The organism is Streptomyces cinereospinus (genome assembly GCF_042430725.1).
Classification (GTDB): domain Bacteria; phylum Actinomycetota; class Actinomycetes; order Streptomycetales; family Streptomycetaceae; genus Streptomyces; species Streptomyces cinereospinus.
This window is the reverse complement of the sequence record NZ_JBHMCY010000097.1, coordinates 1-24,774: the sequence shown is the minus strand read 5'-3', so window position 1 is coordinate 24,774 and position 24,774 is coordinate 1. Positions and strand designations below refer to the sequence as shown.

General features: G+C 71.9%; 22 protein-coding genes, 1 tRNA gene and 1 pseudogene. 9 read left to right on the top strand and 15 right to left on the bottom strand.

Annotation, left to right across the window (positions count from 1 at the left end; translation table 11 throughout):
- Positions 1 to 233: 233 nt before the first annotated feature.
- Positions 234 to 533, bottom strand: a complete 300-nt coding sequence (locus ACFF45_RS32350) for a hypothetical protein (protein WP_381350458.1) — start codon at positions 531 to 533, stop codon at positions 234 to 236.
- A gap of 21 nt (positions 534 to 554) precedes the next feature.
- Complete coding sequence (locus ACFF45_RS32345) at positions 555 to 2,234, bottom strand: sodium:solute symporter family protein (protein WP_381350457.1); 1,680 nt, start codon at positions 2,232 to 2,234, stop codon at positions 555 to 557.
- Positions 2,235 to 2,412: 178 nt separating this feature from the next.
- Here ACFF45_RS32345 and galT point away from each other — a divergent pair, with 178 nt between their 5' ends.
- The 3 genes from galT to galK are packed head-to-tail and all read left to right on the top strand — an operon-like array spanning position 2,413 to position 5,625.
- On the top strand, positions 2,413 to 3,474 hold the full coding sequence (galT, locus tag ACFF45_RS32340; RefSeq protein WP_381350455.1) for a galactose-1-phosphate uridylyltransferase: 1,062 nt from the start codon (positions 2,413 to 2,415) through the stop codon (positions 3,472 to 3,474).
- Entirely contained in the window at positions 3,471 to 4,433 is a 963-nt protein-coding gene (galE, locus tag ACFF45_RS32335) for a UDP-glucose 4-epimerase GalE (protein ID WP_381350454.1), read from the top strand. The genes galT and galE overlap by 4 nt, the downstream gene beginning before the upstream one ends.
- Before the next feature lie 28 nt (positions 4,434 to 4,461).
- Positions 4,462 to 5,625, top strand: a complete 1,164-nt coding sequence (gene galK / locus ACFF45_RS32330; protein ID WP_381350452.1) for a galactokinase — start codon at positions 4,462 to 4,464, stop codon at positions 5,623 to 5,625.
- A gap of 17 nt (positions 5,626 to 5,642) precedes the next feature.
- On the opposite strand, the gene ACFF45_RS32325 is transcribed toward galK, so the two are convergent.
- Positions 5,643 to 6,104, bottom strand: a complete 462-nt coding sequence (locus ACFF45_RS32325; RefSeq protein WP_381350459.1) for a GNAT family N-acetyltransferase — start codon at positions 6,102 to 6,104, stop codon at positions 5,643 to 5,645.
- Between the two features lie 298 nt (positions 6,105 to 6,402).
- On the opposite strand from ACFF45_RS32325, the gene ACFF45_RS32320 reads away from it, so the two are divergent.
- Positions 6,403 to 7,176 carry a LuxR C-terminal-related transcriptional regulator gene (locus ACFF45_RS32320; RefSeq protein WP_381350450.1) on the top strand — a complete coding sequence of 258 codons (774 nt, stop codon included), beginning with the start codon at positions 6,403 to 6,405 and terminating at the stop codon, positions 7,174 to 7,176.
- A 393-nt stretch (positions 7,177 to 7,569) separates the two neighbouring features.
- Here ACFF45_RS32320 and tamR read toward each other — a convergent pair whose 3' ends face one another.
- A complete protein-coding gene (gene tamR / locus ACFF45_RS32315) occupies positions 7,570 to 8,067 on the bottom strand; it encodes a MarR family transcriptional regulator TamR (RefSeq protein ID WP_381350448.1) in 498 nt (165 codons plus the stop codon).
- Between the two features lie 72 nt (positions 8,068 to 8,139).
- Between tamR and ACFF45_RS32310 the strand changes: the two genes are divergently transcribed.
- The gene (locus ACFF45_RS32310; protein ID WP_381350447.1) at positions 8,140 to 8,940 is read left to right on the top strand and encodes a trans-aconitate 2-methyltransferase; all 801 of its coding nucleotides are present in this window, start codon (positions 8,140 to 8,142) and stop codon (positions 8,938 to 8,940) included.
- Positions 8,941 to 9,024: 84 nt separating this feature from the next.
- Here ACFF45_RS32310 and ACFF45_RS32305 read toward each other — a convergent pair whose 3' ends face one another.
- Both ACFF45_RS32305 and ACFF45_RS32300 read right to left on the bottom strand, forming a co-directional pair.
- The gene (locus ACFF45_RS32305; protein WP_381350446.1) at positions 9,025 to 9,702 is read right to left on the bottom strand and encodes a TetR family transcriptional regulator; all 678 of its coding nucleotides are present in this window, start codon (positions 9,700 to 9,702) and stop codon (positions 9,025 to 9,027) included.
- The gene (locus tag ACFF45_RS32300) at positions 9,699 to 10,718 is read right to left on the bottom strand and encodes an acyl-CoA desaturase (protein ID WP_381350445.1); all 1,020 of its coding nucleotides are present in this window, start codon (positions 10,716 to 10,718) and stop codon (positions 9,699 to 9,701) included. Before ACFF45_RS32300 ends, ACFF45_RS32305 begins: the two co-directional genes overlap by 4 nt.
- Before the next feature lie 317 nt (positions 10,719 to 11,035).
- Between ACFF45_RS32300 and ppc the strand changes: the two genes are divergently transcribed.
- The gene (gene ppc / locus ACFF45_RS32295) at positions 11,036 to 13,768 is read left to right on the top strand and encodes a phosphoenolpyruvate carboxylase (protein WP_381350444.1); all 2,733 of its coding nucleotides are present in this window, start codon (positions 11,036 to 11,038) and stop codon (positions 13,766 to 13,768) included.
- A 110-nt stretch (positions 13,769 to 13,878) separates the two neighbouring features.
- Here ppc and ACFF45_RS32290 read toward each other — a convergent pair.
- The 7 genes and pseudogenes from ACFF45_RS32290 to ACFF45_RS32260 form a co-directional block, all read right to left on the bottom strand.
- A pseudogene (locus ACFF45_RS32290) lies at positions 13,879 to 14,385 on the bottom strand (hypothetical protein); the annotation flags it as partial.
- Positions 14,386 to 14,402: 17 nt separating this feature from the next.
- A complete protein-coding gene (gene pth, locus ACFF45_RS32285) occupies positions 14,403 to 15,008 on the bottom strand; it encodes an aminoacyl-tRNA hydrolase (protein ID WP_381350443.1) in 606 nt (201 codons plus the stop codon).
- Positions 15,009 to 15,078: 70 nt separating this feature from the next.
- The gene (locus ACFF45_RS32280) at positions 15,079 to 15,684 is read right to left on the bottom strand and encodes a 50S ribosomal protein L25/general stress protein Ctc (RefSeq protein ID WP_381350442.1); all 606 of its coding nucleotides are present in this window, start codon (positions 15,682 to 15,684) and stop codon (positions 15,079 to 15,081) included.
- A gap of 192 nt (positions 15,685 to 15,876) precedes the next feature.
- Positions 15,877 to 16,857: a ribose-phosphate diphosphokinase gene (locus ACFF45_RS32275; protein ID WP_381350441.1), complete on the bottom strand. Its 981-nt coding sequence runs from the start codon at positions 16,855 to 16,857 to the stop codon at positions 15,877 to 15,879.
- Positions 16,858 to 16,990: 133 nt separating this feature from the next.
- Positions 16,991 to 18,439 (bottom strand): bifunctional UDP-N-acetylglucosamine diphosphorylase/glucosamine-1-phosphate N-acetyltransferase GlmU, encoded by a 1,449-nt coding sequence (gene glmU / locus ACFF45_RS32270; protein WP_381350440.1) that lies wholly within the window; start codon positions 18,437 to 18,439, stop codon positions 16,991 to 16,993.
- A gap of 131 nt (positions 18,440 to 18,570) precedes the next feature.
- A tRNA-Gln gene (locus ACFF45_RS32265) sits at positions 18,571 to 18,641 on the bottom strand.
- A gap of 11 nt (positions 18,642 to 18,652) precedes the next feature.
- A complete protein-coding gene (locus ACFF45_RS32260; RefSeq protein ID WP_381350439.1) occupies positions 18,653 to 19,525 on the bottom strand; it encodes a terminase gpP N-terminus-related DNA-binding protein in 873 nt (290 codons plus the stop codon).
- Between the two features lie 168 nt (positions 19,526 to 19,693).
- Between ACFF45_RS32260 and ACFF45_RS32255 the strand changes: the two genes are divergently transcribed.
- Positions 19,694 to 21,013, top strand: a complete 1,320-nt coding sequence (locus tag ACFF45_RS32255; RefSeq protein ID WP_381350438.1) for a sensor histidine kinase — start codon at positions 19,694 to 19,696, stop codon at positions 21,011 to 21,013.
- 267 nt (positions 21,014 to 21,280) lie between these two features.
- On the opposite strand, the gene ACFF45_RS32250 is transcribed toward ACFF45_RS32255, so the two are convergent.
- Together ACFF45_RS32250 and ACFF45_RS32245 are read right to left on the bottom strand one after the other, a co-directional pair.
- On the bottom strand, positions 21,281 to 21,775 hold the full coding sequence (locus ACFF45_RS32250) for an SUKH-3 domain-containing protein (RefSeq protein WP_381350437.1): 495 nt from the start codon (positions 21,773 to 21,775) through the stop codon (positions 21,281 to 21,283).
- Positions 21,776 to 21,824: 49 nt separating this feature from the next.
- On the bottom strand, positions 21,825 to 22,340 hold the full coding sequence (locus tag ACFF45_RS32245) for a YwqJ-related putative deaminase (protein WP_381350436.1): 516 nt from the start codon (positions 22,338 to 22,340) through the stop codon (positions 21,825 to 21,827).
- Between the two features lie 319 nt (positions 22,341 to 22,659).
- Here ACFF45_RS32245 and ACFF45_RS32240 point away from each other — a divergent pair, with 319 nt between their 5' ends.
- Entirely contained in the window at positions 22,660 to 23,688 is a 1,029-nt protein-coding gene (locus tag ACFF45_RS32240) for an SMI1/KNR4 family protein (RefSeq protein ID WP_381350435.1), read from the top strand.
- A gap of 7 nt (positions 23,689 to 23,695) precedes the next feature.
- Positions 23,696 to 24,774: SUKH-4 family immunity protein (locus ACFF45_RS32235; protein WP_512701207.1), on the top strand; the 1,079-nt coding region annotated here is incomplete at its 3' end.

Sequence of the window (24,774 nt, the reverse complement as noted above, 5' to 3'; positions counted from 1 at the left end):
GCTGCGGTGGTTCCTCCGTCGTGGGTGGGTGCGGCTCCTGGCTGCGGTGGTTCCTCCGTCGTGGGTGGGTGCGGCTCCTGGCTGCGGTGGTTCCTCTGCCGTGGGTGGGTGCGGCTCCCGGCTCCGGTGATTCCTCTGCCGTGGGTGGGTGCGGGGCCGGGGGCTTGCGGTGTGGGCGGCGCGCGCCCTTTTTGCCGTGCGCGCGTGTGGGTGCGCGCACGGCGGGGTGGGGGTCAGTCCTCGGGCGGGGGCGGCGGGGCCGTGGGGCGGAGCTTGAGCCAGATCACGAAGAAGAGGCCCAGGAGCAGCATGCCCAGGCCGGTCCAGAGGTTGATGTTGACGCCCTCGGCCTTGTCGATGGCCGCCTGGTCGTCGGTGAGGCCGGTGATCGTGACGATGACGCCGTAGACGACGAACAGGCCGCCGATGATGCGCCGGATGTCGAACAGGCGTGCCGCCGTCGCGGACTTGCCCTCCAGGTCGGTGACCTCCCGCTGGACGTCACGCTCGGAGTACTCGGGATGCTCTGACATGGTCTTCCAATCCTCCCGCGGTCAGAACGAGAACGGGATGTAGCAGACGGCGGCCAGGACCACCGCGCCCCAGCCGAGCAGCGCCGGCCGGCGGTACCAGGCGTCGTCGCCCTCCGCGGGCGGCTCGGCCATGCCGGGGGAGCGGGTGCCGTAGACCAGGCCCTGCAGGTCCGCCTCGGGCTTGGGGGCGGTGAACAGGGAGACGGCCACCATGACGACCGCGCCGGCGACGAAGCCCGCGATCGCGGAGACGAAGTTGGCGCCCTGGTCGGAGGGGATGTCGATGATGCCCTCCTGGTAGATGACGAAGTAGTTCACCATCGCGGCCGTGGTGCCGGCGAGCAGGCCCCAGAAGCCCGACTTCATCGACGCGCGCTTCCAGAACATGCCGACGATGAAGACGACGAACATCGGGACGTTGAAGAAGGAGAACAGCGTCTGGAGGTACGCCATGATGTTCGAGAAGGACGCCGCCAGGAACGCCGTGCCGATCGAGGCCAGCACGCCGATCGCCGTGATGAGGCGGCCGAAGCGCACGTAGTACGCGTCGTCCCGGTCCCGCACCACGTAGCGGCCCCAGATGTCGTTGGTGAACACCGTGTTGAAGGACGACACGTTGGCCGCCATGCCCGCCATGAAGGCCGCCAGCAGGCCGGTCACGGCGATGCCGAGGACGCCGTTGGGGAGCAGGTCCTGCATCAGGTAGGGGATCGCGTCGTTGTACTGGTAGCCCGACTCGGGCGTGCCGAACTGCGGGATCAGCGCGGCCGCCACCAGGCCCGGGATCATCACCAGGAAGACGATGAAGATCTTCGGGTACGCGGCGATCAGCGGGGTGCGCTGGGCGGCGGAGAGGTTCTTGGCGGACAGGGCGCGCTGGACCTCGGCGAAGTTGGTGGTCCAGTAGCCGAAGGAGAGCACGAAGCCCAGGCCGAGGACGATCGTGAGCCAGTTGGCGCCCAGGGGGTTGGCGTCGCCGATGCCGGTGCCGCCCCAGGAGGTCATGAAGTCGTCGCCCTGGCGGGCGGTGAGGGTGTCGGACAGGCCGTCCCAGCCGCCGACCTTCTTCAGGCCCAGGATGGTGATCGGGATGAGGGCGGCGAGGATCACGAAGAACTGCAGCACCTCGTTGTAGATCGCCGAGGAGAGGCCGCCGAGGGTGATGTAGGCGAGCACGAAGAAGCCCGCCACCACGATCGCCACCCACTGCGGCCAGCCCAGCAGCGCCTCGACGACGATCGCGAGCGCGTAGAGGTTGACGCCGGCGATCAGGATGGCGGCGAAGGCGAACAGGATCGAGCTGAGCAGGTGCGCCGACCTGTCGAAGCGCAGCAGCAGGAACTCGGGGACTGAGCGGACCTTGCTGCCGTAGTAGAAGGGCATCATGACCAGGCCGAGGAAGACCATGGCCGGGATGGCGCCGATCCAGTACCAGTGGGTGGTGTAGACGCCGTACTGCGCGCTGTTGGCTGCCATGCCGAGGATCTCGGTGGCGCCCAGGTTGGCCGCGATGAAGGCGAGGCCCGTGACCCAGGCGGGCAGCGAACGGCCGGACAGGAAGAAGTCGAGGCTGGTCCTGACCGACCGGCGGGCGGCGAAGCCGATGCCGAGGACGACGACGAAGTAGATGCCGAGGATCGTGTAGTCGAGCCAGTTGGTGGGGAGCCGTAGCTCGGCGGACAGGTATGTGGGGGTTTCCATACGCACTCGCTTCGTTGCGTGAACTGATCCGGACCGAAACCTACGCCTGGGCGTTCGTTAATTGAACACGTTTGATGTCGAGCTTTGTTTGATTGTGATGTTGACTGTCAGTGATGAGTTGTGTTTTGGTATGTTTGGTTATGTTGAATGGTTGGGTGGCTCGAACGAGGAGTCCGCGGTGAAGAAGACCTCGACCCGTCTGGCGGACGGTCGTGAGCTGATCTACTACGACCTGCGGGACGACGCCGTCCGCGGCGCGGTCGACCGCCGTCCGCTGGAGCGGACCGTGACGACCTCCGGGATCCGCCGCGACGCGCTGCTCGGCGACTCGGTGGCGATCGCCTCGCACCGCCAGGGCCGGACCTACCACCCGCCGGCCGACGAGTGCCCCCTGTGCCCGTCGCAGGGCGAGCGGCTGAGCGAGATCCCGGACGCGTCCTACGACGTGGTGGTCTTCGAGAACCGCTTCCCCTCGCTCGCCGGTGACTCCGGGCGCTGCGAGGTCGTCTGCTTCACCTCCGACCACAACGCCTCCTTCGCCGACCTGGGCGAGGAGCAGGCGCGGCTGGTCCTGGACGCGTGGACCGACCGCACGTCGGAGCTGTCCCATCTGCCCTCCGTCGAACAGGTCTTCTGTTTCGAGAACCGGGGTGCCGAGATCGGTGTGACGCTCGGTCACCCGCACGGGCAGATCTACGCCTACCCCTTCACCACCCCTCGCACCGCCCTGATGCTCCGGTCCCTCGCGGCCCACCGGGACGCCACGGGCGGGGAGAACCTCTTCGACGCCGTCCTGGAGCGCGAGCTCGCCGGGGAGCGGGTCGTCCTCAAGGGTGAACACTGGGTGGCCTTCGTGCCCTACGCGGCGCACTGGCCGTACGAGGTCCACCTGTACCCGCGGCGCCGGGTGCCCGACCTGCTCGCGCTCGAAGAAGCGGCGCGCTCGGAGTTCGCCCAGGTCTATCTGGAACTCTTGAGGCGCTTCGACCGCATCTTCGGCGAGGGTGAGCCTCCGACGCCGTACATCGCCGCCTGGCACCAGGCGCCGTTCGGCCAGCTGGAGGAGTTCGAGGGCGTCAGCCGTGACGACTTCGCGCTCCACCTGGAGCTTTTCACCATTCGCCGTACTTCCGGCAAGCTGAAGTTCCTCGCGGGTTCCGAATCCGGCATGAACGTGTTCATCAACGACGTGCCGCCGGAGCGCGCGGCCGAGCGACTGCGAGAGGTAGCTAGTTCATGAGCGGGAAGTACCTGGTCACCGGCGGTGCGGGATACGTGGGCAGCGTGGTCGCCCAGCACCTGCTGGAGGCGGGCCACGAGGTCCTCGTCCTGGACAACCTGTCCACCGGGTTCCGCGAGGGCGTGCCCTCCGGTGCGTCCTTCGTCGAGGGCGACATCCGCGACGCCGCCAAGTGGCTGGACTCCTCGTTCGACGCGGTGCTCCACTTCGCCGCCTGCTCCCAGGTCGGCGAGTCCGTCGTACGGCCGGAGAAGTACTGGGACAACAACGTCGGCGGCACCATGGCCCTGCTCGCCGCGATGCGGGCGGCCGGGGTGCGCAGGCTGGTCTTCTCCTCCACCGCCGCCACCTACGGCGAGCCGGAGCAGGTGCCGATCGTGGAGTCCGCGCCCACCGCGCCGACCAACCCCTACGGCGCCTCCAAGCTCGCCGTCGACCACATGATCACCGGTGAGGCGAGGGCCCACGGGCTGGGCGCGGTGTCGCTGCGCTACTTCAACGTGGCCGGCGCCTACGGCGAGTTCGGCGAGCGGCACGACCCCGAGTCGCACCTCATCCCGCTGGTGCTCCAGGTGGCGCAGGGCCGGCGCGACGCGATCTCCGTCTACGGCGACGACTACCCGACGCCGGACGGCACCTGCGTCCGTGACTACATCCACGTCGCGGACCTCGCCGAGGCCCACCTGCTCGCGGTCGCGGCGGCCGCCCCGGGCGAGCACCTGATCTGCAACCTCGGCAACGGCAACGGCTTCTCCGTCCGCGAGGTCATCGAGACCGTCCGGCAGGTGACCGGGCACCCGATCCCCGAGGTGGTGGCCCCGCGCCGGGGCGGCGACCCGGCGGTGCTGGTGGCCTCGGCGCGGACCGCCCGGGAGCGGCTCGGCTGGAACCCGTCCCGCGCGGACCTCGCCGGGATCGTCGCCGACGCGTGGGAGTTCGCGCAGCGGCGTGGCAAGTAGAACGCAGGGAAGGGTCAGGGAACAGGGCATGAGCGAGGCTGCCGCAGAGGTTGTCGCCGGGCGGTTCGAGGAGCTGTACGGGGCCGCGCCGCAGGGCGTGTGGGCCGCGCCGGGCCGGGTCAACCTCATCGGTGAACACACCGACTACAACGACGGCTTCGTGATGCCGTTCGCGCTGCCGCACACCACCGTGGCCGCCGTCTCGCGCCGCACGGACGGCGTGCTGCGGCTGCACTCGTCGGACATCGAGGGCGGCGTGGCCGACCTGCGCGTCGACGCCCTGGAGCCGGAGTCGGACGGGACCTGGACGGCCTACCCGGCGGGCGTCGTCTGGGCCCTGGTCCAGGCCGGGCACCCGGTCACCGGCGCCGACGTCCACCTCGCCTCGACGGTCCCGGCGGGCGCGGGCCTGTCGTCGTCGGCGGCGCTGGAGGTCGTCGTCGCGCTGGCCCTCAACGACCTGTACGGCCTGGGCCTGAAGGGCTGGCAGCTGGCCCGGCTCTGCCAGCGCGGCGAGAACGTCTACGTGGGCGCCCCGGTCGGCATCATGGACCAGACCGCGTCCGCCTGCTGCACCGCGGGCCACGCCCTGTTCCTCGACACCCGCGACCTCTCCCAGCGGCAGATCCCCTTCGACCTCGCGGCCGAGGGCATGCGCCTGCTGGTCGTCGACACCCAGGTCAAGCACGAGCACAGCACCGGCGAGTACGGCCGGCGCCGGGCCGGCTGCGAGAAGGGCGCGGCCCTGCTCGGCGTCGACGCCCTGCGCGACGTCCCCTACGACGGGCTGGACGCGGCGCTGGACCGGCTCGGCGACGAGGAGGAGGTCCGCCGCCTGGTCCGGCACGTGGTCACGGAGGACGAGCGCGTCGAGCGCGTCGTGTCCCTGCTGGAGTCGGGCCGGACGCGGGAGATCGGCCCGGTCCTCACCGAGGGCCACGCCTCGCTGCGGGACGACTTCCGCATCTCCTGCGCGGAGCTGGACCTGGTGGTCGACACCGCCCTGTCGGCCGGCGCCCTGGGCGCCCGGATGACCGGCGGCGGCTTCGGCGGCTCGGCGATCGTGCTGGTGGAGGTGCCGGACGTCGACACCGTCACCAAGGCGGTGAAAGAGGCGTTCGCGGCGGCGGACTTCAGGGCGCCCCGGGTGTTCGAGGCGGTGCCCTCGGCGGGGGCGCTGCGGCTGCGCTAGCTGCCGGCGCCAGGCGGTCAGGCGCGGGCCAGGCGCTTGGTCAGCGTGAACTCCGTGACGCCGGGCGGGTAGTCGGGGATCGCGCAGACCACCTCGTAGCCCTGCCTGCGGTAGAAGCCGGGGGCCTGGAAGTCCCAGGTCTCCAGGCGGACCGCGGTGCAGCCGCGCTCCTCGCGGGCGACGCGCTCCGCCTCGGCCAGCAGCCGGGACCCCAGGCCCGCGCCGCGGTGGCGTTCGTCGACCCAGAGGAACGCCACGTGCAGCCAGGTCGTCCAGGTGTGCCCCACCAGGCCACCGGCCAGGTCGTCCGCGGCGTCCAGCACCCAGACGTGCAGGGGGGACTCGCGTTCGGCGGGGGTGCCGCGCAGGGCGCGCAGGACCGGCGAGGCCGCCGTGTTGGTGTCGCGGAGCCGGGAACGGAGAAGATCGCGCCGGGTCCTGTCGACTTCCGTCTCCATACGAAACATGCGGCTCACCATAAACGCGCCGGACGGCCAGTTCTGCAAATTGCCTTCCGCTCCTGCCCCTCGCCCGTACTCTGATGGACAGCACCGGTGGGGGCCGGTGCTGTTCAGGGGGCGAGACACGTCGGGTACGGCGCCCGAAGTGGGGGCAGCGGTTCCTGCACGGCGGCGGCCGTGCGGCTGCGGCGGCCCCGTCCTGGGGAACGGCACGGACGACCACCCAGGAGCGCTTCGGGCGTCGTGCCCGCACCGGTCGACCGGCTCCCGTCGATGGGCGTCCCCTGCTCCACGAGAGCTAGGGGAAGGGGGTTTCGTGGTTCGCATCCGAGTCCTGGTCGTCGACGACCACCGCATCTTCGCCGAGTCCCTCGCCGCGGCGCTCGCCGCCGAGCCCGACGTCGACGTCTCCGCGGCCGGCAGCGGTCCCGCCGCGCTGCGCAGCCTGGAGCGCGCGGCCGCCGAGGGCCGCCGGTTCGACGTGCTCCTCGTCGACGCCGACCTGGGAGGCGCCGTCGCCGGGATACGGCCCGCCCTGCCCGTGCCGGAGGGCGGCGTGGACGGGGTGGTGGACGGCATCTCGCTGGTCGCCGGGGTCCGTACCGCGCAGCCCGGGGTGCGGGTCGTCGTCCTCGCCGAGAAGGACGATCCCCGGCGCGCGGCGCTGGCCCTGCAGGCCGGGGCGAGCGGCTGGGTCGCCAAGGAGTGCTCGCTGTCCCGGCTGCTCACCGTCATCCGGGGCGTGCTGCGCGACGAGACGCATCTGCCGCCCGCCCTGCTCACCGGCGTGCTGCGCGAACTGACCGCCGCGCGCAGGCACCGCACCGAGAGCGAGCGGCTGGTGGAGTCCCTCACCCCGCGCGAGCGGGAGGTGCTGCGGTGCATGGTCGCGGGCCTGGGGCGCAAGGCCGTCGCCGAGCGCCTCTACCTCTCCCCGCACACCGTGCGCACCCACATGCAGAACGTCCTCGGCAAACTGGGCGTCCACTCCACCCTCGCCGCCGTGGCCCTGGCCCGACGGGCAGGCGTGGGCCCGGTCGACCTGGACACCCCCACCCGCATCACCCAGGAGGAAAGCAACAGCGCCTGACCGAACCCGGAACACCTGCCAGCACCCGGCCGGGCAACGTCCCTCGGGGCGCGGGGAACTGCGCGACGGGCCACCTGTTCATGTCCGGTCGGGCGACGTCGCCGGGGGTGCGGGGGGAGTGTGTGACGGGTTGCGAGCCGCCCGCGGCCGATGAACGGCCGGTGCGATGCTGTCGGTGGCGTACTTGTTCATGTCCGGTCGGGCGACGTCGCCGGGGGTGCGGGGGGAGTGTGTGACGGGTTGCGAGCCGCCCGCGGCCGACGAAGGGCCGGTGCGATGCTGTCGGTGGCGTACTTGTTCATGTCCGGTCGGGCGACGTCGCCGGGGGGCGCGGGGACTGCGCGACCGGCCACGCCCCCCCGCACACGACGAACCGCCGAGCCCGCGCAGCACTCACCCGGGGATGTTGTCGAACGGAGCGGTCAGCTGCCGCAGCAGCGCCGCCAGCTCCGCCCGCTGCGCACGGGACAGCTCCCCGAGAATCGCCCGTTCCTGGTCCAGCAGACCCGCCAGCGCCTGATCCGCGCGGTCCCGCCCCTCATCGGTGAGCCGGACCAGCACACCGCGCCGGTCACTGGGGTCGGGCAGCCGCTCCACCAGGCCCTTCTTCGCCAGCCGGTCGATCCGGTTCGTCATCGTCCCGGAGGTGACCAGCGTCTGGGTCAGCAACTGTCCGGGCGAGAGCTGATACGGCGTCCCCGCGCGGCGCAGCGCCGTCAGGACGTCGAACTCCCAGGGCTCCAGGCTGTGCTCGGAGAAGGCCAGCCGACGGGCGCGGTCCAGATGCCGGGCCAGCCGGCTCACCCGGCTGAGCACCTCCAGCGGTTCCACGTCGAGGTCCGGGCGCTCCCGGCGCCACGCCGCGACCAGCCGATCGACCTCGTCCTCCATGGCGATCAGTGTAGTGGTTGTGTCGACGTGAAGTCTCTTGACGTCGAGATACTTACTTGTCAGGCTGAGGGCATGGCCGACCCCACCTGGGACCCCGCCCAGTACCTGCGCCACGCGGGACACCGCGCCCGCCCCTTCACCGACCTCCTCGCCCGCGTCCCCGACCTCCCCGCCGACCCGCCCCGCATCGCCGACCTCGGCTGCGGACCGGGCAACCTCACCGCGCTGCTCGCCGCCCGCTGGCCCACCGCCCGCGTCACCGGCTACGACAACAGCCCACAGATGCTCCAGCGGGCCCGCGCCGGACACGCGCACGCCGGCCGCCTCACGTTCGCCCACGCCGACGTGCGCACCTGGACGCCCGGCGAGCCGTACGACCTGATCCTCAGCAACGCCACGCTCCAGTGGATCCCCGGCCACGCGGACCGCTTCGCCGGCTGGCTCGCCGGGCTGGCGCCCGGCGGCACCCTCGCCTTCCAGGTCCCCGGCAACTTCGACGCCCCCAGCCACCGCCTGCTGCGCGGGCTGGAGGCGTCCCCGCGCTGGCGGGACCGCCTGGCGGGCACCCTGCGGCACACCGACGCCGTGCTCACCCCCGGGGCCTACCTGGACCGCCTCACCGGCCTCGGCTGCACGGCCGACGTCTGGGAGACGACGTACCTCCATCTCCTCACCGGCGAGGACCCCGTCCTCGACTGGGTCAAGGGCACCGCCCTGCGCCCCGTCCTGACCGCCCTCGCCGACGACCCGCCGGCGGCGCGGGCCTTCGAGGACGAGTACCGGGACGCACTGCGCGAGGCCTACCCGCCGGGCCCGCACGGCACGCCGTTCCCCTTCCGCCGCGTCTTCGCCGTGGCCCGCAAGGGTTGGTGACGGGGCGCGGCCGGCCCCGACGGCGCCGCGCCCGCGCACGGCGATCGGGTACCGCCGGCCGCCGGCCGCCCCCCCGCGGAGCGCTCAGCTCTTGCGGTGCCCGATCAGCCGGGGCTTCTGCTCCAGCCCGTCCAGCCCGTGCCACGCCAGGTTCACCAGATGCGCCGCCACCTCCGCCTTCTTCGGCCGGCGCACCTCCAGCCACCACTGCCCGGTCAGCGCCACCATGCCGACCAGCGCCTGGGCGTACAGCGGGGCCAGCTTCGGGTCGAAGCCGCGGCTCTTGAACTCGCGGCCCAGGATGTCCTCCACCTGGGTGGCGATGTCCGAGATCAGCGAGGCGAAGGATCCCGTGGACTGCGGGATGGGCGAGTCACGGACCAGGATGCGGAACCCGTCCGTGTACTCCTCGATGTAGTCCAGCAGCGCGAACGCCGCCTGCTCGCACAGCTCGCGCGGGTGTCCCGCCGTCAGCGAGCTGGTCACCATGTCCAGCAGGCGGCGCATCTCGCGGTCCACCACGACCGCGTACAGCCCCTCCTTGCCGCCGAAGTGCTCGTACACCACCGGCTTGGACACCCCGGCCTTCGCCGCGATCTCCTCCACCGACGTGCCCTCGAAGCCCTTCGCGGCGAAGAGGGTGCGACCGATCTCCAGCAGCTGCTGGCGCCGCTCCGCACCGGTCATACGGGTACGGCGCGGGCGCCGGGGCTTGTCGCTGTTCGAGGTACTGCCGGAGTCGGTCGCCACGCCGTCAATCATGCCGCCTCGGCGGTCTTCCCCCCGCGCCGGGAGTGGTCTCGGCCGCTCCGACGGCGGGAATCGATACGCGAGCGTGACGGCCAGCGCACGTCGTACGCCCACCCGGCCCGCTCGAACCAGCGGATCAGCCGGGCCGAGGAGTCGATCTGGCCGCGCTCCACACCGTGCCGCGCCGCCGTCGGGTCGGCGTGGTGCAGGTTGTGCCAGGACTCACCGCAGGACAGCACCGCCAGCCACCACACGTTGCCCGACCTGTCCCGCGAGCGGAACGGCCGCTTGCCCACCGCGTGGCAGATCGAGTTGATCGACCAGGTCACGTGGTGCAGCAGCGCCACCCGCACCAGCGACCCCCAGAAGAACCCGGTGAACGCGCCCCACCAGGACATCGTCACCAGGCCGCCGATCAGCGCCGGCAGCGCCAGGGACACCACCGTCCAGACGAGGAACTGGCGGGAGATCGCCCGCAGCGTCGGGTCCTTGATCAGGTCCGGCGCGTACTTGTCCTGCGGGGTGCGCTCCTCGTCGAACATCCAGCCGATGTGCGCCCACCACAGGCCCTTCATCAGCGCCGGGACGGTCTCGCCGTACCGCCAGGGGGAGTGCGGGTCGCCCTCGGCGTCGGAGAACCGGTGGTGCTTGCGGTGGTCGGCCACCCAGCGCACCAGGGGGCCCTCGACCGCCATCGACCCGGCGATCGCCAGCGCGATCCTCAGGGGCCGCTTGGCCTTGAACGAACTGTGCGTGAAGTGCCGGTGGAAGCCGATCGTGATGCCGTGGCAGCCGAGGAAGTAGAAGAAGACCAGCAGGCCCAGGTCCAGCCAGCTCACCCCCCGGCCCCACGCCAGCGGCACGGCCGCGACCAGCGCGAGGAAGGGGACGATGATGAAGAGCAGGAGCGCACCCTGCTCGACGGAACCCTTGCGGTCGCCGCCGAGCGTGGCGGCGGGCCGCGGCGCTGCGGTGGCCTGGGAGGTCGACGGAGAGGCGTCGTCGATCACATCGGAGCTCGTGGTCATGGGTGCGTCCCCTGGGGGGTCGTGGGCCGAGACAGGTGCCGGGGCTCCGAAAAACAGGGACGGCTCTGCACGAGACGTCCCTACGGTTCCGTAACCTACGGCGTCGTAAGTATGGCAGCGCGTCGCCCGGCGGCAAGAGCCCGTGGGCCTGCGCGTCCCGGCCGACACCTATCCTGGAAGTCGGTCGGACAGCGCGGTCCGCTCTGATTCCTTCCCCGGAAATCCGGCCCGTAATGCGGCACCCGCCGTGCGACGGTCACCGGGTTCCCTCCCACACGAGCTTCAGACGAGCTTCAACACTGCAAGGAGCCGCACCTGTGAGCAGTGCCGACGACCAGACCACGACCACCAGCAGCGACCTGCGCGCCGACATCCGGCGGCTCGGTGACCTCCTCGGGGAGACCCTCGTCCGCCAGGAGGGCCCCGAGCTGCTGGAACTCGTCGAAAAGGTACGCCGCCTCACCCGAGAGGACGGTGAGGCCGCCGCCGAGCTGCTGCGCGGCACCGAACTGGAGACGGCGGCCAAGCTGGTCCGCGCCTTCTCCACCTACTTCCACCTGGCCAACGTCACCGAGCAGGTGCACCGCGGCCGCGAACTGCGCGCCCGCCGCGCCGCCGAGGGCGGACTGCTCTCCCGCACCGCCGACCGGCTCAAGGACGCCGACCCCGAGCACCTGCGGGAGACCGTCCGCCATCTCAATGTTCGTCCGGTGTTCACCGCCCACCCCACCGAGGCCGCCCGCCGTTCGGTCCTCAACAAGCTCCGGCGCATCGCCGAGCTGCTGGAGACCCCGGTCCTCGACAGCGACCGCCGCCGCCACGACACCCGGCTGGCGGAGAACATCGACCTCGTCTGGCAGACCGACGAACTGCGCGTCGTGCGCCCCGAGCCGGCCGACGAGGCCCGCAACGCCATCTACTACCTGGACGAGCTGCACGCCGGCGCCGTCGGCGACGTCCTGGAGGACCTGACGGCGGAACTGGAGCGGGTCGGCGTCAAGCTCCCCGACGACACCCGCCCGGTCACCTTCGGCACCTGGATCGGCGGCGACCGCGACGGCAACCCCAACGTGACCCCCGAGGTCACCTGGGACGTGCTGATCCTCCAGCACGAGCACGGCATCAACGACGCCCTGGAGATGATCGACGAGCTCCGCGGCTTCCTGTCGAACTCCATCCGCTACAGCGGCGCCACCGAGGAACTGCTCACCTCCCTCCAGGCGGACCTGGAGCGCCTGCCCGAGATCAGCCCCCGCTACAAGCGCCTCAACGCCGAGGAGCCCTACCGCCTCAAGGCCACCTGCATCCGGCAGAAGCTGGAGAACACCAAGCAGCGCCTGGCCACGGGCACCCCGCACGAGGCCGGCCACGACTACCTCGGCACCGGCGAGCTGCTCGACGACCTCAAGCTCGTGCAGGGCTCGCTGCGCCGGCACCGCGGCGGCCTCTTCGCCGACGGCCGCCTGGACCGCACCATCCGCACGCTGGCCGCCTTCGGCCTCCAGCTCGCCACCATGGACGTGCGCGAGCACGCCGACGCCCACCACCACGCCCTCGGCCAGCTCTTCGACCGGCTCGGCGAGGAGTCCTGGCGGTACGCCGACATGCCGCGCGACTACCGCACCAGGCTGCTCGCCAAGGAACTCCGCTCGCGCCGCCCGCTCGCCCCCTCCCCGGCGCCCGTCGACGCGGCCGGCGCCAAGACCCTCGGCGTCTTCCAGACCGTCAAGCGGGCCCTGGAAGTCTTCGGGCCCGAGGTCATCGAGTCGTACATCATCTCCATGTGCCAGGGCGCCGACGACGTCTTCGCCGCCGCCGTCCTCGCCCGCGAGGCCGGCCTGGTCGACCTCCACGCCGGCTGGGCGAAGATCGGCATCGTGCCGCTGCTGGAGACCACCGACGAGCTCAAGGCCGCCGACACCATCCTGGAGGACATGCTCTCCGACCCGTCCTACCGGCGCCTGGTCGCGCTCCGGGGCGACGTGCAGGAGGTCATGCTCGGCTACTCCGACTCCTCCAAGTTCGGCGGCATCACCACCTCCCAGTGGGAGATCCACCGCGCCCAGCGCCGCCTGCGCGACGTCGCGCACCGCTACGGCGTCCGGCTGCGGCTCTTCCACGGCCGCGGCGGCACCGTCGGCCGCGGCGGCGGCCCCACCCACGACGCGATCCTCGCCCAGCCCTGGGGCACCCTGGAGGGCGAGATCAAGGTGACCGAGCAGGGCGAGGTCATCTCCGACAAGTACCTCATCCCGTCCCTGGCCCGGGAGAACCTGGAGCTGACCGTCGCGGCCACCCTCCAGGCCTCCGCCCTGCACACCGCGCCCCGCCAGTCCGTGGAGGCCCTCTCCCGCTGGGACGCCGCGATGGACGCGGTCAGCGACGCCGCGCACGCGGCGTACCGCAGGCTGGTGGAGGACCCCGACCTGCCGGCGTACTTCTTCGCCTCCACCCCCGTCGACCAGCTCGCCGACCTGCACCTGGGCTCCCGGCCGTCGCGCCGCCCCGACTCCGGCGCGGGCCTGGACGGACTGCGGGCCATCCCGTGGGTGTTCGGCTGGACCCAGTCGCGGCAGATCGTCCCCGGCTGGTTCGGCGTCGGCTCCGGCCTGAAGGCGCTGCGCGAGGCGGGCCTGGACACCGTGCTCGACGAGATGTACGAGCAGTGGCACTTCTTCCGCAACTTCGTCTCCAACGTCGAGATGACGCTGGCCAAGACCGACCTGCGGATCGCCGGCCACTACGTCGACACCCTCGTGCCGGACGAGCTGAAGCACGTCTTCGACACCATCCGCGCCGAGCACGCCCTCACCGTCGCCGAGATCCTCAAGGTGACGGGCGAGGACGAACTGCTCGACGCCCAGCCGGTGCTGAAGCAGACCTTCACCGTCCGCGACGCCTACCTGGACCCGATCTCCTACCTCCAGGTCGCCCTGCTCAAGCGTCAGCGCGACGCCGCGGCGACGGGCGCCGAGCCCGACCCGCTGCTCGCCCGGGCCCTGCTGCTGACCGTGAACGGTGTGGCGGCCGGCCTGCGCAACACGGGCTGACACCCGCACCCGGCGGTGCCCCCCGCGCTCACGCCGAGCACGGGGGGCACCCCCGTCCCGCCGGGGGCGCTCCGCCCGGGCGGAGCGCCCCCGGCGGGACGGGCGTCCTGCACCGCGAAGAAGGCCGCGCTGATCGGCGCGACCCCGGAACCGGCCATCAGCCGGGCCGCCCGGACCCGCCCCAGCCCGCCCGCGACCACCACCGAGGCGAGCAGCGGCGCCCCGCCCAGCGGCGCCCACGCGTGCGGCACCCCGCCGGGCCCGGACCGCACGGCCTCCCCGCCGCCGGGCTTCAGGACGACGGTGTACGTCCGCCCGTCCCGTACCGCGGCGGTGTCCCCGATGACGACCCGGTCGCGGGCCTGCGAGCCGGCGGAGACCGGCGTGTACGGCCCGGCGCGGATGCCGCCCCCGCGGCCGGTCACCCTGATCGTCCCGCTCTCCCGCCCCCGGATGAGCATCACGTACCGGGAGCCCCACGACGCCCCCGCGGTTCGGCCGGCTCGCGGCGACGGGGGTCGTCGCGGCGCTGATCCTGATCGCGGGGCGCGCCCTGACCGGAGACGACCGCGGACAGCATGGCGGCGATCTTCGGCGACGCCTGCACGGTCAGTCAATTCAGGTGGGGGACACGTCAGGAGTTGTACGCACTCTGCGCCCGCTCCAGCCCCTCGGTCACCAGGCACTCCACCGCGTCCGCCGCCCGGTCCACGAAGTAGTCCAGCTCCTTGCGCTCCACGGAGGAGAAGTCCTTCAGCACGAAGTCCGCGACCTGCATCCGCCCCGGCGGACGCCCGATCCCGAACCGCACCCGGTGATAGTCCGGACCCATCGCCTTCGTCATCGACTTCAGCCCGTTGTGCCCGTTGTCACCACCACCGAGCTTCAGCCGCAACGTCCCGTACCCGATGTCGAGCTCGTCGTGGACGGCGACGATCCGGTCGACCGGCACCTTGTAGAAGTCCCGCAACGCGTTCACCGGGCCGCCGGAGAGGTTCATGTACGACATCGGCTTCGCCAGGATCACCCGGCGGCTCGCCGGCCCCGGCGGACCGATCCGGCCCTCGACGACCTGAGCCTGCGCCTTGCCCGCCCGCTTGAACCTGCCCCCGATCCGCTCGGCCAGCAGATCGGCCACCATGAAGCCCACGTTGTGCCGGTGCATCGCGTACTCGGGCCCGGGATTGCCCAGCCCCGCGATCAGCCAAGGGGTACCCGCGTCGCTCGTCACGTCGTCCATGTCTCCTTGATACGCGCCAGCCGCTGCCCCCACGGGGAACAGCGGCTGACGGAAACGACAAAGGTGCGGATCAGGCCTCGGCCGGGGCCTCTGCGCCCTCGCCCGCCGCGGCCTCCTCGCCCTCGGCCTCCTCGGCCTGCGCGGCCAGGACCTGGAGGACCACCGCGTCCTCCTCGACGGCCAGGGAGACACCGTTGGGGAGCTCGACGTCCTTGGCGAGGACCGAGGCACCGGCCGCCAGACCCTCCACGGAGACGGTGAAGTTCTCCGGGATGTGGGTGGCCTCGGCCTCCACCGGCAGCGCGTTCAGCACGTGCTCCAGCAGGTTGCCGCCCGGCGCCAGCTCGCCCTCGGCGACGACCGGTACCTCGACGGTGACCTTCTCGCCCCGCTTGACCAGCAGCAGGTCGACGTGCTCCAGGAAGCCCTTCAGCGGGTCGCGCTGCACGGCCTTCGGGATCGCCAGCTCGCTGCTCTGGCCGTCGATGTCCAGGGAGATCAGGACGTTCGGCGTACGCAGCGCCAGCAGCAGGTCGTGGCCCGGGAAGGTCAGGTGCAGCGGCTCGGAACCGTGGCCGTACAGGACGCCGGGAACCTTGTCGTCACGGCGGATACGGCGGGCGGCACCCTTGCCGAACTCCTTGCGCGTCTCGGCGGTGAGCTTCACCTCGGACATGTTGATCACTCCTCGTCTGATCAGGAACGGACGTGGTCACCCGGCCACGAACGGCCTGCTACGAAGAGCGCGTCGATAACGGACCGCCGTACCCCGTCACGGAAACGGGCCACGGCCTCCCTCGCCGAGCAACTGCAACAGAATACTCGGCGAGACGGGCCGCGGAGAAATCGATCAGCCGCAGTCAGCGACTCACTGCTCGTCGAAGAGGCTCGTCACCGAACCGTCCTCGAACACCTCACGCACCGCGCTCGCGATCGTCGGCGCGATCGACAGCACCGTGATCTTGTCCAGGTCCCGGGCCAGCTCGCCCGGCGTCGGCAGCGTGTCGGTGAACACGAACTCGCTCACCCGCGAGTTCTTCAGCCGGTCCGCCGCCGGACCCGACAGCACACCGTGCGTCGCCGTCACGATCACGTCCTCCGCACCGTGCGCGAACAGCGCGTCCGCGGCGGCACAGATCGTCCCACCCGTGTCGATCATGTCGTCGACCAGGACACACACCCGGCCCTTGACCTCACCCACGACCTCGTGGACCGTCACCTGGTTCGCGACGTCCTTGTCCCGCCGCTTGTGCACGATCGCCAGCGGCGCGCCCAGCCGGTCGCACCAGCGGTCGGCCACCCGCACCCGGCCGGCGTCCGGCGAGACCACCGTCAGCTTCTCGCGGTCCACCTTCTTGCCCACGTAGTCCGCCAGCAGCGGCAGCGCGAACAGGTGGTCCACCGGGCCGTCGAAGAAGCCCTGGATCTGGTCCGTGTGCAGGTCCACGGTCAGGATCCGGTCCGCACCGGCCGTCTTCATCAGGTCCGCGATCAGACGCGCCGAGATCGGTTCACGACCCCGGTGCTTCTTGTCCTGCCGCGCGTAACCGTAGAAGGGCACGATGACCGTGATGGACCGCGCCGACGCCCGCTTGAGGGCGTCGATCATGATCAACTGCTCCATGATCCACTTGTTGATCGGAGCCGTGTGGCTCTGGATCAGGAAACAGTCGGCACCCCGCGCCGACTCCTGATACCGCACATAGATCTCGCCGTTCGCGAAGTCGAAGGCCTTGGTCGGCACGACCCCGACACCCAGCTGGTGGGCGACCTCCTCGGCAAGCTCGGGGTGGGCGCGGCCGGAGAAGAACATCATCTTCTTCTCGCCGGTCGTCTTGATCCCGGTCACAGCACTGTCTCCTCAGAGGTGTCTCAGCTGGATGTCGACACGACGTCCCCACTGGACGAAAGACGTCGTCTCAGCTGGTGGGTGCGGGTGTGCACTTATCACGGTACGCCGTCCCGGACGCACCTGTTTCCGGTCAGCCTTCGCCTTCCGGCTCCCGGGACGCCGCCTCGGCCGCCTTCGCCGCCGCGCTCCCCGGACGCTTACGAGCCACCCAACCCTCGATATTCCGCTGCTGACCACGGGCCACGGCCAGCGAACCGGGCGGCACATCCTTCGTGATCACGGACCCCGCAGCGGTGTACGCACCGTCCCCGACCGTGACAGGAGCCACAAACATGTTGTCCGATCCGGTCTTGCAGTGCGACCCGACGGTCGTGTGGTGCTTGTTCTCCCCGTCGTAGTTCACGAACACGCTCGCGGCACCGATGTTCGAGTACTCACCGATCGTCGCGTCCCCCACGTACGACAGGTGCGGAACCTTCGTCCCCTCACCGATCGACGCGTTCTTCGTCTCCACGTACGTACCGATCTTGCCCTTGAGCCCCAGCCGCGTCCCCGGCCGCAGATAGGCGTACGGACCCACCGTCGCCTCCGGCCCGACGTCCGCCCCGTCGGACACCGTGGTGTCCACCCGCGCACCGGAACCCACCCGGGTGTCCTTCAGCCGGCTGTTCGGGCCGACCTCACACCCCTGACCGAGGTGCGTCGACCCCGCCAGCAGGGTGTTCGGCAGCACCACGGCGTCCTGCTCGAACGTCACCGTCACATCGACCCAGGTCGACGCAGGGTCGACCACCGTCACCCCGGCCAGCATGGCGGCGGTCAGCAGCCGGTCGTTGAGGATCCGGCGCGCCTCGGCGAGCTGCACGCGGTTGTTGATCCCGGCGATCTCCCGGTGATCACCGGCCACACAGGCACCGACGCGGTGCCCCGCCGCACGCAGGATCCCGAGGACGTCGGTCAGGTACTCCTCGCCCTGGCTGTTGTCCGTCCGCACCCTCCCCAGCGCCTCCGCCAGCAGCCGCCCGTCGAACGCGAACACCCCCGAGTTGATCTCGCGGATCGCGCGCTGCTCCTCCGAGGCGTCCTTGTGCTCGACGATCGAGGTCACGGCACCCGACGCCGGGTCGCGCACGATCCGCCCGTACCCGGTCGCGTCCGGCATCACCGCCGTCAGCACCGTGACGGCGTTGCCGTCCCTGGTGTGCGTGTCCGCCAGGTCCCGCAGCGTCTCACCGGTCAGCAGGGGCGTGTCGCCGCACACCACGACGACCGTCCCGTCGACGCCGCCGCCCAGCTCCTCCAGGCCCATCCGGACCGCGTGACCGGTGCCGTTCTGCTGCGCCTGCACGGCGGTACGGACGTCGGGGGCGACCTCGGCGAGGTGCGCGGTGACCTTCTCCCGGGCGTGCCCGACGACCACGACGAGATGCTCCGGCTTCAGCTCGCCGGCGGCGGCGAGCACGTGGCCCACCAGGGAACGGCCGCAGATCTCGTGCAGGACCTTGGGTGTGGCCGACTTCATACGGGTGCCCTCACCCGCTGCGAGTACGACGACGGCTGCCGGGCGAATGGCGCTCACGGGATGCCCTTCGGCTGTGGAGGGGGTGTGGACAACCGCAGGATACCGGGGTGGGCGTGGGGGGAGAGGAGAGCGGGCCCCGACGGGGCTGTGACCGTCAGGGCCCGGACGCGGAACGGGTGTGACGTGGGCTCCCGGAGAAGGATTCGAACCCTCATTCAACGGACCAAAACCGTTTGTCCTGCCCTTAGACGATCCGGGATAGTGTGCGCGTTATGTCCGATTCTGTTGATCGGATTCCCGCACGGACACCACTATGCCGTACCAAGAGCCCTCGATGCGACGGTACAAATCCGCACCCTTCAGGACTTTGATGACCAGGCAGCCCCGGTAGGACGTGCCGACGTTCTTGCGCACGGTCTTCGGGTTGTGCTTCTTCAGTGTTGTCTTATTGAACGAGGAACGATCGGCGCCCACCAGTTCGGCCCAGTACCGTTCGGCACCGGTCACGTCCGCGGTCTCGTGAATCATGACGGTGAAGCGGAGGCGTTCACGCTCGATGCCCAGGAGGTCGAGCCAGGCCAGGAAGACCGTGATCACGTCGGGGTCGCTGTTGACGAAAGAGACGTTCTCGCGTCGGTCGTACGGCTTGTCCTTGCCGCCTTCCGCCCAGTAGAGGCTCACGCCGATCAGGAACAGTTCGCGGGCCGACAGGTGGCCCACGGCCCGCCCGGCCGCTTCCTTGGCCTGCCGCCGTTGCTCCTCGCGGACGCGCAGCCTCTCCTCCCAGCCCTTCCGGGCGATCGCCGAGGCCTCCTCCGTGCCGCGCCTGCGCTCCGGCCGCGGCAGGTCCCGTACCCAGAGGGACACCGAGCTTCTGGAGCAGCCGAGCTCCGCCTCGATCCGGTCGTAGGTCCAGCCCTGGAGCCGTAGCTCACGCGCCCTCTCCCGCAGGTCGTCCTTCGCCCGGGGGCGTTTCGTCCATGCCGGCGGGGGCTCGCCCTGCACCAGCCTGTTGAGGACGTCGTTGTTGTAGACCTTCAGTTCGTCGCGGATCTGCCGGAGGCTGAGCCCCGCCCTCCGGAGGCTGATCGCCCGCTCCCGCAGGCCCTCGAAGTCCGCGTACTTGCCCGAAAAATGTGCCATGTGCATACCGTCCGGGTGGAATGTTTGGTTCCGGGGGTGGACGGGAGTGGATCAGCAGTTCGAGGGATTCCGGTCGGTTTTCGTTGCTGTTCGGGCACGGAGTGTGGTGTGGCCGAGTCGTCGAAACTCGCCGGAAAAGCGGAGGCCACCGCCCGTAGGCTGGAGGGCATGACCACGACGGGGGAAGCGCGCGCCGAGGGCCTGACCGGGCCGTGGTGGTGGACGCGATGGCGCGGTGTCGCGCTGGACGGGGTGCTCGCGCTGCTGTCCGCGGTCGAGTGCGGTGTCGAGGGGGTGCCGTTCGCGCGGGACGCGGGGCTGCCGGTGGCCGCGGGGGTGGCCTTCGGGGCGCTGGCCGGTGTGACGTTGCTGCTGCGCCGGATGTGGCCGATAGCCGTCGTGCTGGTGTCGATCGCGATCTCGCCGGCGCAGATGGGTTTCCTGCTGACCGTCGTGGGCCTGTACACGCTCGCCGCCTCGGAGCTGCCGCGCCGGATCATCACGGCGCTGGCGGGGATGTCGCTGGTGGGCACGCTGGTGGTGACGTTCGTACGGGCGCAGCAGGACATGACGCGGGGGGAGGTGGGGGTCGGGGAGTGGTTCGTCCCGTTCATCTCCATCACCGCCTCGCTGGGCGTGACGGCGCCGCCCCTGCTGATGGGTCTGTACGTGGGGGCCCGGCGCCGGCTGATGGAGAGCCTCAGGGAGCGGGCGGACAGTCTGGAGCGGGAGCTTCAGCTGCTCGCGGAGCGGGCGGAGGAGCGGGCCGAGTGGGCGCGCAACGAGGAGCGGACGCGGATCGCGCGGGAGATGCACGACGTCGTCGCGCACCGGGTGAGTCTGATGGTGGTGCATGCCGCGGCGTTGCAGGCCGTGGCCCGCAAGGATCCCGAGAAGGCGGTGAAGAACGCGGCGCTGGTCGGGGACATGGGGCGGCAGGCGCTGACGGAGCTGCGGGAGATGCTGGGGGTGCTGCGCAGTACGGACGGGGGCGCGGGGCGCGGTGAGCGGGCGTCGGTGCCGCTGGCGGCGGTGGGGGTGGCCGCGGCCGCGGCGGCGTCGCGGGTCGCCGTGGACGAGGAGGGCGCGGTGGGGGACGGGCCGTGCCTGTCGGAGCTGGACGAGCTGATCGGGCAGTCGGCCGCCACGGGGATGGTGGTGGCGCTGTCGGTCGAGGGGGAGGCGCGGGTGTACGCGCCGGCGGTCGAGCGGACGGCGTACCGCGTGGTGCAGGAGGCACTGACCAACGTCCACAAGCATGCGGCGGGGGCGAAGACGTACGTGCGGTTGGCGCACCGGGTGTCGGAGATCGCGATGCAGGTGGAGAACGAGCCGCCGCCGGAGGCCGCGTCCTCGGCCCGGCTGCCCTCGGGGGGCAACGGTCTGGTGGGGATGCGGGAGCGGGTCGTGGGGCTGGGCGGTGTGTTCGTGTCCGGTCCGACGGACGCGGGGGGTTTTCGGGTGTCGGCGGTGATTCCGGCGTCGTAGGCCCGGCCTCGGTGTCGTGGACCTGGTGTCGTGGGTCCGGTTTCGGTGTCGTGGACCTGGTGTCGTGGGTCCGGTTTCGGTGTCGTGGACCCGGCGTTGTGGGCCCGGTTTCGGTGTCGTGGACCCGGCGTTGTGGGCCCGGTGGCGTGGGTCCGGCCTCGGTGGCGTGGGTCCGGCGGTGCGGGTCCGCCGTCCGGGGGGTGGCGGCGGGGGCTCGGCGGCGCGGGCCGGGTGGCGCGGGTTCGGCGGCGCGGTCGTGGCCGGGGGTCAGGCGGTGGTCAGGCGGGTGGGTTCCAGGCCGGAGACGAGGCCGGTGAGGGCTTTGTCGATGTCGGGGCCCAGGTACCAGTCGCCGGTGTGGTCCAGGGCGTAGACGCGGCCCGCGGTGTCGATGGCGAGGAGTGCCTGGGTGTCGGGTTCGGCGCCGAGGGGGCTGACCTCGGTGCCGAGGGCGCGGCCGAGGTCGCCGAGGGTGCGGGCCAGGTGCAGGCCGTGCAGCGGGTCGAGGTGGAGGCGGGCGGGGGCGATCTGGCGGCCGGGGCCGGTGGGGGTGATGTGCAGGCCGCCGAATTCCGCCCAGGCCTCGACGGCGGCCGGGAAGACGGCGTGGCGGTGGCCGGCCGGTGAGGCGTGCTCGCGGAGGGTGTCGGCCCAGATCTCGGCCTGCTTGATGTCCCAGCGTCCGGGCTGCCAGCCGGCGGCGCGCAGGGCGGCGTCGACGGGGACGGCGAAGCGGGTGGTCGAGGTGCGGTCGGTGTGCATCTGCCCTTCGTTCGTGGTGCGTAGGTGTGCTGGTGGGGCGGGGTGCCGGTCAGCCGTCGGCCGGCGTGGGGTCGACGACGCGGACGCCGAAGTGGGCGCTGAGCGCGGTGCAGGCGCGGCACGGGGCGGCGAAGCTGCCGTGCAGGGGGTCGCCGTCCTCGCGGATGCGGCGGGCGGTGAGCTTGGCCTGCTTGAGGGCCTTGCGGGCCTCGCCGTTGGTCATGGGCCGGCGGGCGGCGCGTTTGCTGCGGGCGGCGTCGGCGGTGGTGAGGTGCCGGGAGATGAGGATGGCCTCGGCGCAGCGGCCGGTGAAGCGGTCGCGCTGGGCGCTGGTGAGGGTGTCGAGGAAGTCCTGGACGAGCGGGTGCAGCGCGGGGGGCTGGTCGCCGCGGGCGGCGGTGCCGGTGAGGGTGGCGCCGCGCACGGAGAGTGCGGCGGCGACGGTCGGGAGTATGCCGTCGCGGCGGTGGCGCAGGACGGGCGCGGGGCGGGTCTCGGTGGCGCTCCAGCCGATGCGCGGGTCGCCGGACGTGCCGGTGTGCGGCCCTGTTTGCGTCGCGTTCATGATCACCTTTCCCCTCCCGTGCGTCCCCCCGGCGGACACAGAGTGCCAAATGCCCTGGCCGGTGGGGAAGCTGGGGCGCCGCGACACGCCCGGGTCCGGGCTGGTCGTCACGGTGGGGTGACGGCTGGTCACCGTGGGCGGAGAGAGGGTTCCCGGTGCGGTGACGTGCGCCGGTGACCGGTTTCGCCGTACCGCATAGGCTGTCGGCACCACGATGCGCGGTCAACGCGCTGGAGACAGTCGATACGGGGCGTAGCGGGCCGAAGGGTTCGAGGAGTTCGCTACGGGTCGTACCAGAGTGCCGCAGGGGGCAACCGCCATGACGACAGGTCGGCTCGGGCTGGGTGCGCCGCCCAGCCGCCAGGCTGGGGGACACGCCGCGCCGCCGAACGCGGCCTATGCCGGGCAGGTCGTGCACTTCCCGGATCCGGTCCGGGCGGTCCGTCACCCGAGAGGGGTACGGGTCGACGAGCGCGGTTACCCCGACTTCGCGCCCTACGCGCGTGCGGCCGCGGAGATCGCGGAGCCGCCGGCGGGTTTCGGGGTCGACGAGTTGCGGCTGACGGACTACGTGTCGGCGAACGCGGCGCTGTCGGCGTCCGGGCACGAGCTGTGGGACACGGTGGCACCGGTGGCGACCCCGCACGGGTGGACGTGGCACCACGTGGCGGGGACGCGGCGGCTGGAGCTGGTGCCGGTCGAGGTGAAGGCGTTGCTGCGGCACCACGGCGGGATCGCCACGGCGGCGGTGGACCAGGCGAAGCGGGGGACGCGGCCGTTGCAGGAGACGCGGCCGGCGCACGTCGGGCTGCCGAAGTCGGGGCTGGCGGTGACGGAGGCGCAGGTGCAGGGGGTCGAGGAGGACCTCGGGTACCGGCTGCCGGGTGCGTACCGGGCGTTCCTGAAGGCGGCGGGCGGGTGCGCCCCGGTCGGGACGGCGCTGGACGCGGAGTTGGGGCTGCTGGTCGACCAGCCGTTCTTCACGGTGCGCGACGAGGCGGCGGTCAACGACCTGGTGTACGTGAACAAGTGCCTGCGTGACCACCTCACCAAGGACTACCTGGGTGTCGGGTTCGTGCAGGGCGGTCTGCTGGCCGTGAAGGTGAAGGGCGAGCGGATCGGTTCGGTGTGGTTCTGCGCCTACGACGACGCGCGGGACGCCGATCCCGGGTGGTCGCCCGCGGAGCGGGTGGAGCGGTTGCTGCTGCCGTGCGGGGAGGACTTCGACGTCTTCCTGTCGCGGCTGGCGGGCTCGCCGCCGGAGTTGGAGACGGTGGCGAATCTGATGGTGGACGGCGGTTTCGCGCGGGCGGTCGACGTCTCGTCCTCGGTGTCCGCGGGGGAGTGAGCTGACGATGGTGACCTTCGCGCAGGCGCAGGAGCGCGCCGAGGAGTGGATCAACGGGGACGTGCCGTCGTACCAGCACCGGGAGGTGCGGGTGCGGGAGTTCGAGCTGGGGTTCGTGGTGTGGGCCGAGGACCGCGCGGACGGGCCGCGTTCGGACGGGGGCGCGCAGCGGCTGGTGATCGCCCGGGACAGCGGGGAGGCCACGCTGTGGCCGTCGCTGCCGGTGGGGGAGGTCGTCCGCCGGTACGAGGAGGAGTACGGGCGTCCTGACGGGGCTCCCGAGCCGGTGGCCGCGCCCGCGGAGCGGGTGGACCTGAACCAGACGTCGTTCCTGCTGAGTCCGCCGGAGTGGTTGCAGGAGGCCGCGGACCGGCTGGGCATTCCGGATCGGCGGGGCGGGGGTGCCGCGGGCGGCAGCGGGGCGGCTTGGCCTGCTGCCGGGGGTGGTGCCGAGAGGGCTTCGGCGTCGGGGGGCGGGGGTTCCGAGGGGGACTCGGCTGCCGGTGCCGGTGCCGGTGCGGCTGGCGCGGCGGCCGGGTCCGGTGCGCCGGTGACCCCCGCCGGGGCGACTCCGTGGGCCGGGACGGACACCAACGCGGACACCGGTGACGACCGTTCGGTGCCGTTGCCGGCGACCGTGTTCGCGCCGCCGCTGAGCGGTGTCGACGAGGAGGAGTCGCGGGTGGCGCCTCCGGAGGCGCCAACGGCGCTGCTGGCGGGGGGCAGTCGGCTTCCGCCCACGGCGGTCGTGCCGGCGGTCGACGGCGAGGGCTCGCAGGGTGCGGGTCTGCCGGGGGCGCCGGGCGGGGCGGGGGCCGCGGGTGTGCCGACGTCCGCGCCGGGTGCGCCGATGTCCGCGCCGGGTTCCTCGGGTGCGTCGGGTGCGGGTCCGGCGACGGGGGGCGCGTCCGTGGGCGGTGCGCCCGCGCAGGCGCCGCTCGCGCAGACGTACGGCTATCCACAGGGTGTGGGCGGCGCGGGGGTGCCGGGTACGTCGACGCCGCCGCCGGCGCCGGGCATGCCGACACCGCCGCCCGGTGCGCCGACGCCGCCGCCCGGTGCGCCGACGCCGCCGCCCGGTGCGCC

Coding starts and splice junctions, on each gene's coding strand:
- ACFF45_RS32350 (WP_381350458.1), bottom strand. CDS start 533: ATGTCAGAGCATCCCGAGTACTCCGAGCGTGACGTCCAGCGGGAGGTC.
- ACFF45_RS32345 (WP_381350457.1), bottom strand. CDS start 2,234: ATGGAAACCCCCACATACCTGTCCGCCGAGCTACGGCTCCCCACCAAC.
- galE (WP_381350454.1), top strand. CDS start 3,471: ATGAGCGGGAAGTACCTGGTCACCGGCGGTGCGGGATACGTGGGCAGC.
- galK (WP_381350452.1), top strand. CDS start 4,462: ATGAGCGAGGCTGCCGCAGAGGTTGTCGCCGGGCGGTTCGAGGAGCTG.
- ACFF45_RS32325 (WP_381350459.1), bottom strand. CDS start 6,104: ATGGTGAGCCGCATGTTTCGTATGGAGACGGAAGTCGACAGGACCCGG.
- tamR (WP_381350448.1), bottom strand. CDS start 8,067: ATGGAGGACGAGGTCGATCGGCTGGTCGCGGCGTGGCGCCGGGAGCGC.
- ACFF45_RS32310 (WP_381350447.1), top strand. CDS start 8,140: ATGGCCGACCCCACCTGGGACCCCGCCCAGTACCTGCGCCACGCGGGA.
- ACFF45_RS32305 (WP_381350446.1), bottom strand. CDS start 9,702: ATGATTGACGGCGTGGCGACCGACTCCGGCAGTACCTCGAACAGCGAC.
- ACFF45_RS32300 (WP_381350445.1), bottom strand. CDS start 10,718: ATGACCACGAGCTCCGATGTGATCGACGACGCCTCTCCGTCGACCTCC.
- pth (WP_381350443.1), bottom strand. CDS start 15,008: ATGGACGACGTGACGAGCGACGCGGGTACCCCTTGGCTGATCGCGGGG.
- ACFF45_RS32280 (WP_381350442.1), bottom strand. CDS start 15,684: ATGTCCGAGGTGAAGCTCACCGCCGAGACGCGCAAGGAGTTCGGCAAG.
- ACFF45_RS32260 (WP_381350439.1), bottom strand. CDS start 19,525: ATGGCACATTTTTCGGGCAAGTACGCGGACTTCGAGGGCCTGCGGGAG.
- ACFF45_RS32255 (WP_381350438.1), top strand. CDS start 19,694: ATGACCACGACGGGGGAAGCGCGCGCCGAGGGCCTGACCGGGCCGTGG.
- ACFF45_RS32250 (WP_381350437.1), bottom strand. CDS start 21,775: ATGCACACCGACCGCACCTCGACCACCCGCTTCGCCGTCCCCGTCGAC.
- ACFF45_RS32245 (WP_381350436.1), bottom strand. CDS start 22,340: ATGAACGCGACGCAAACAGGGCCGCACACCGGCACGTCCGGCGACCCG.
- ACFF45_RS32240 (WP_381350435.1), top strand. CDS start 22,660: ATGACGACAGGTCGGCTCGGGCTGGGTGCGCCGCCCAGCCGCCAGGCT.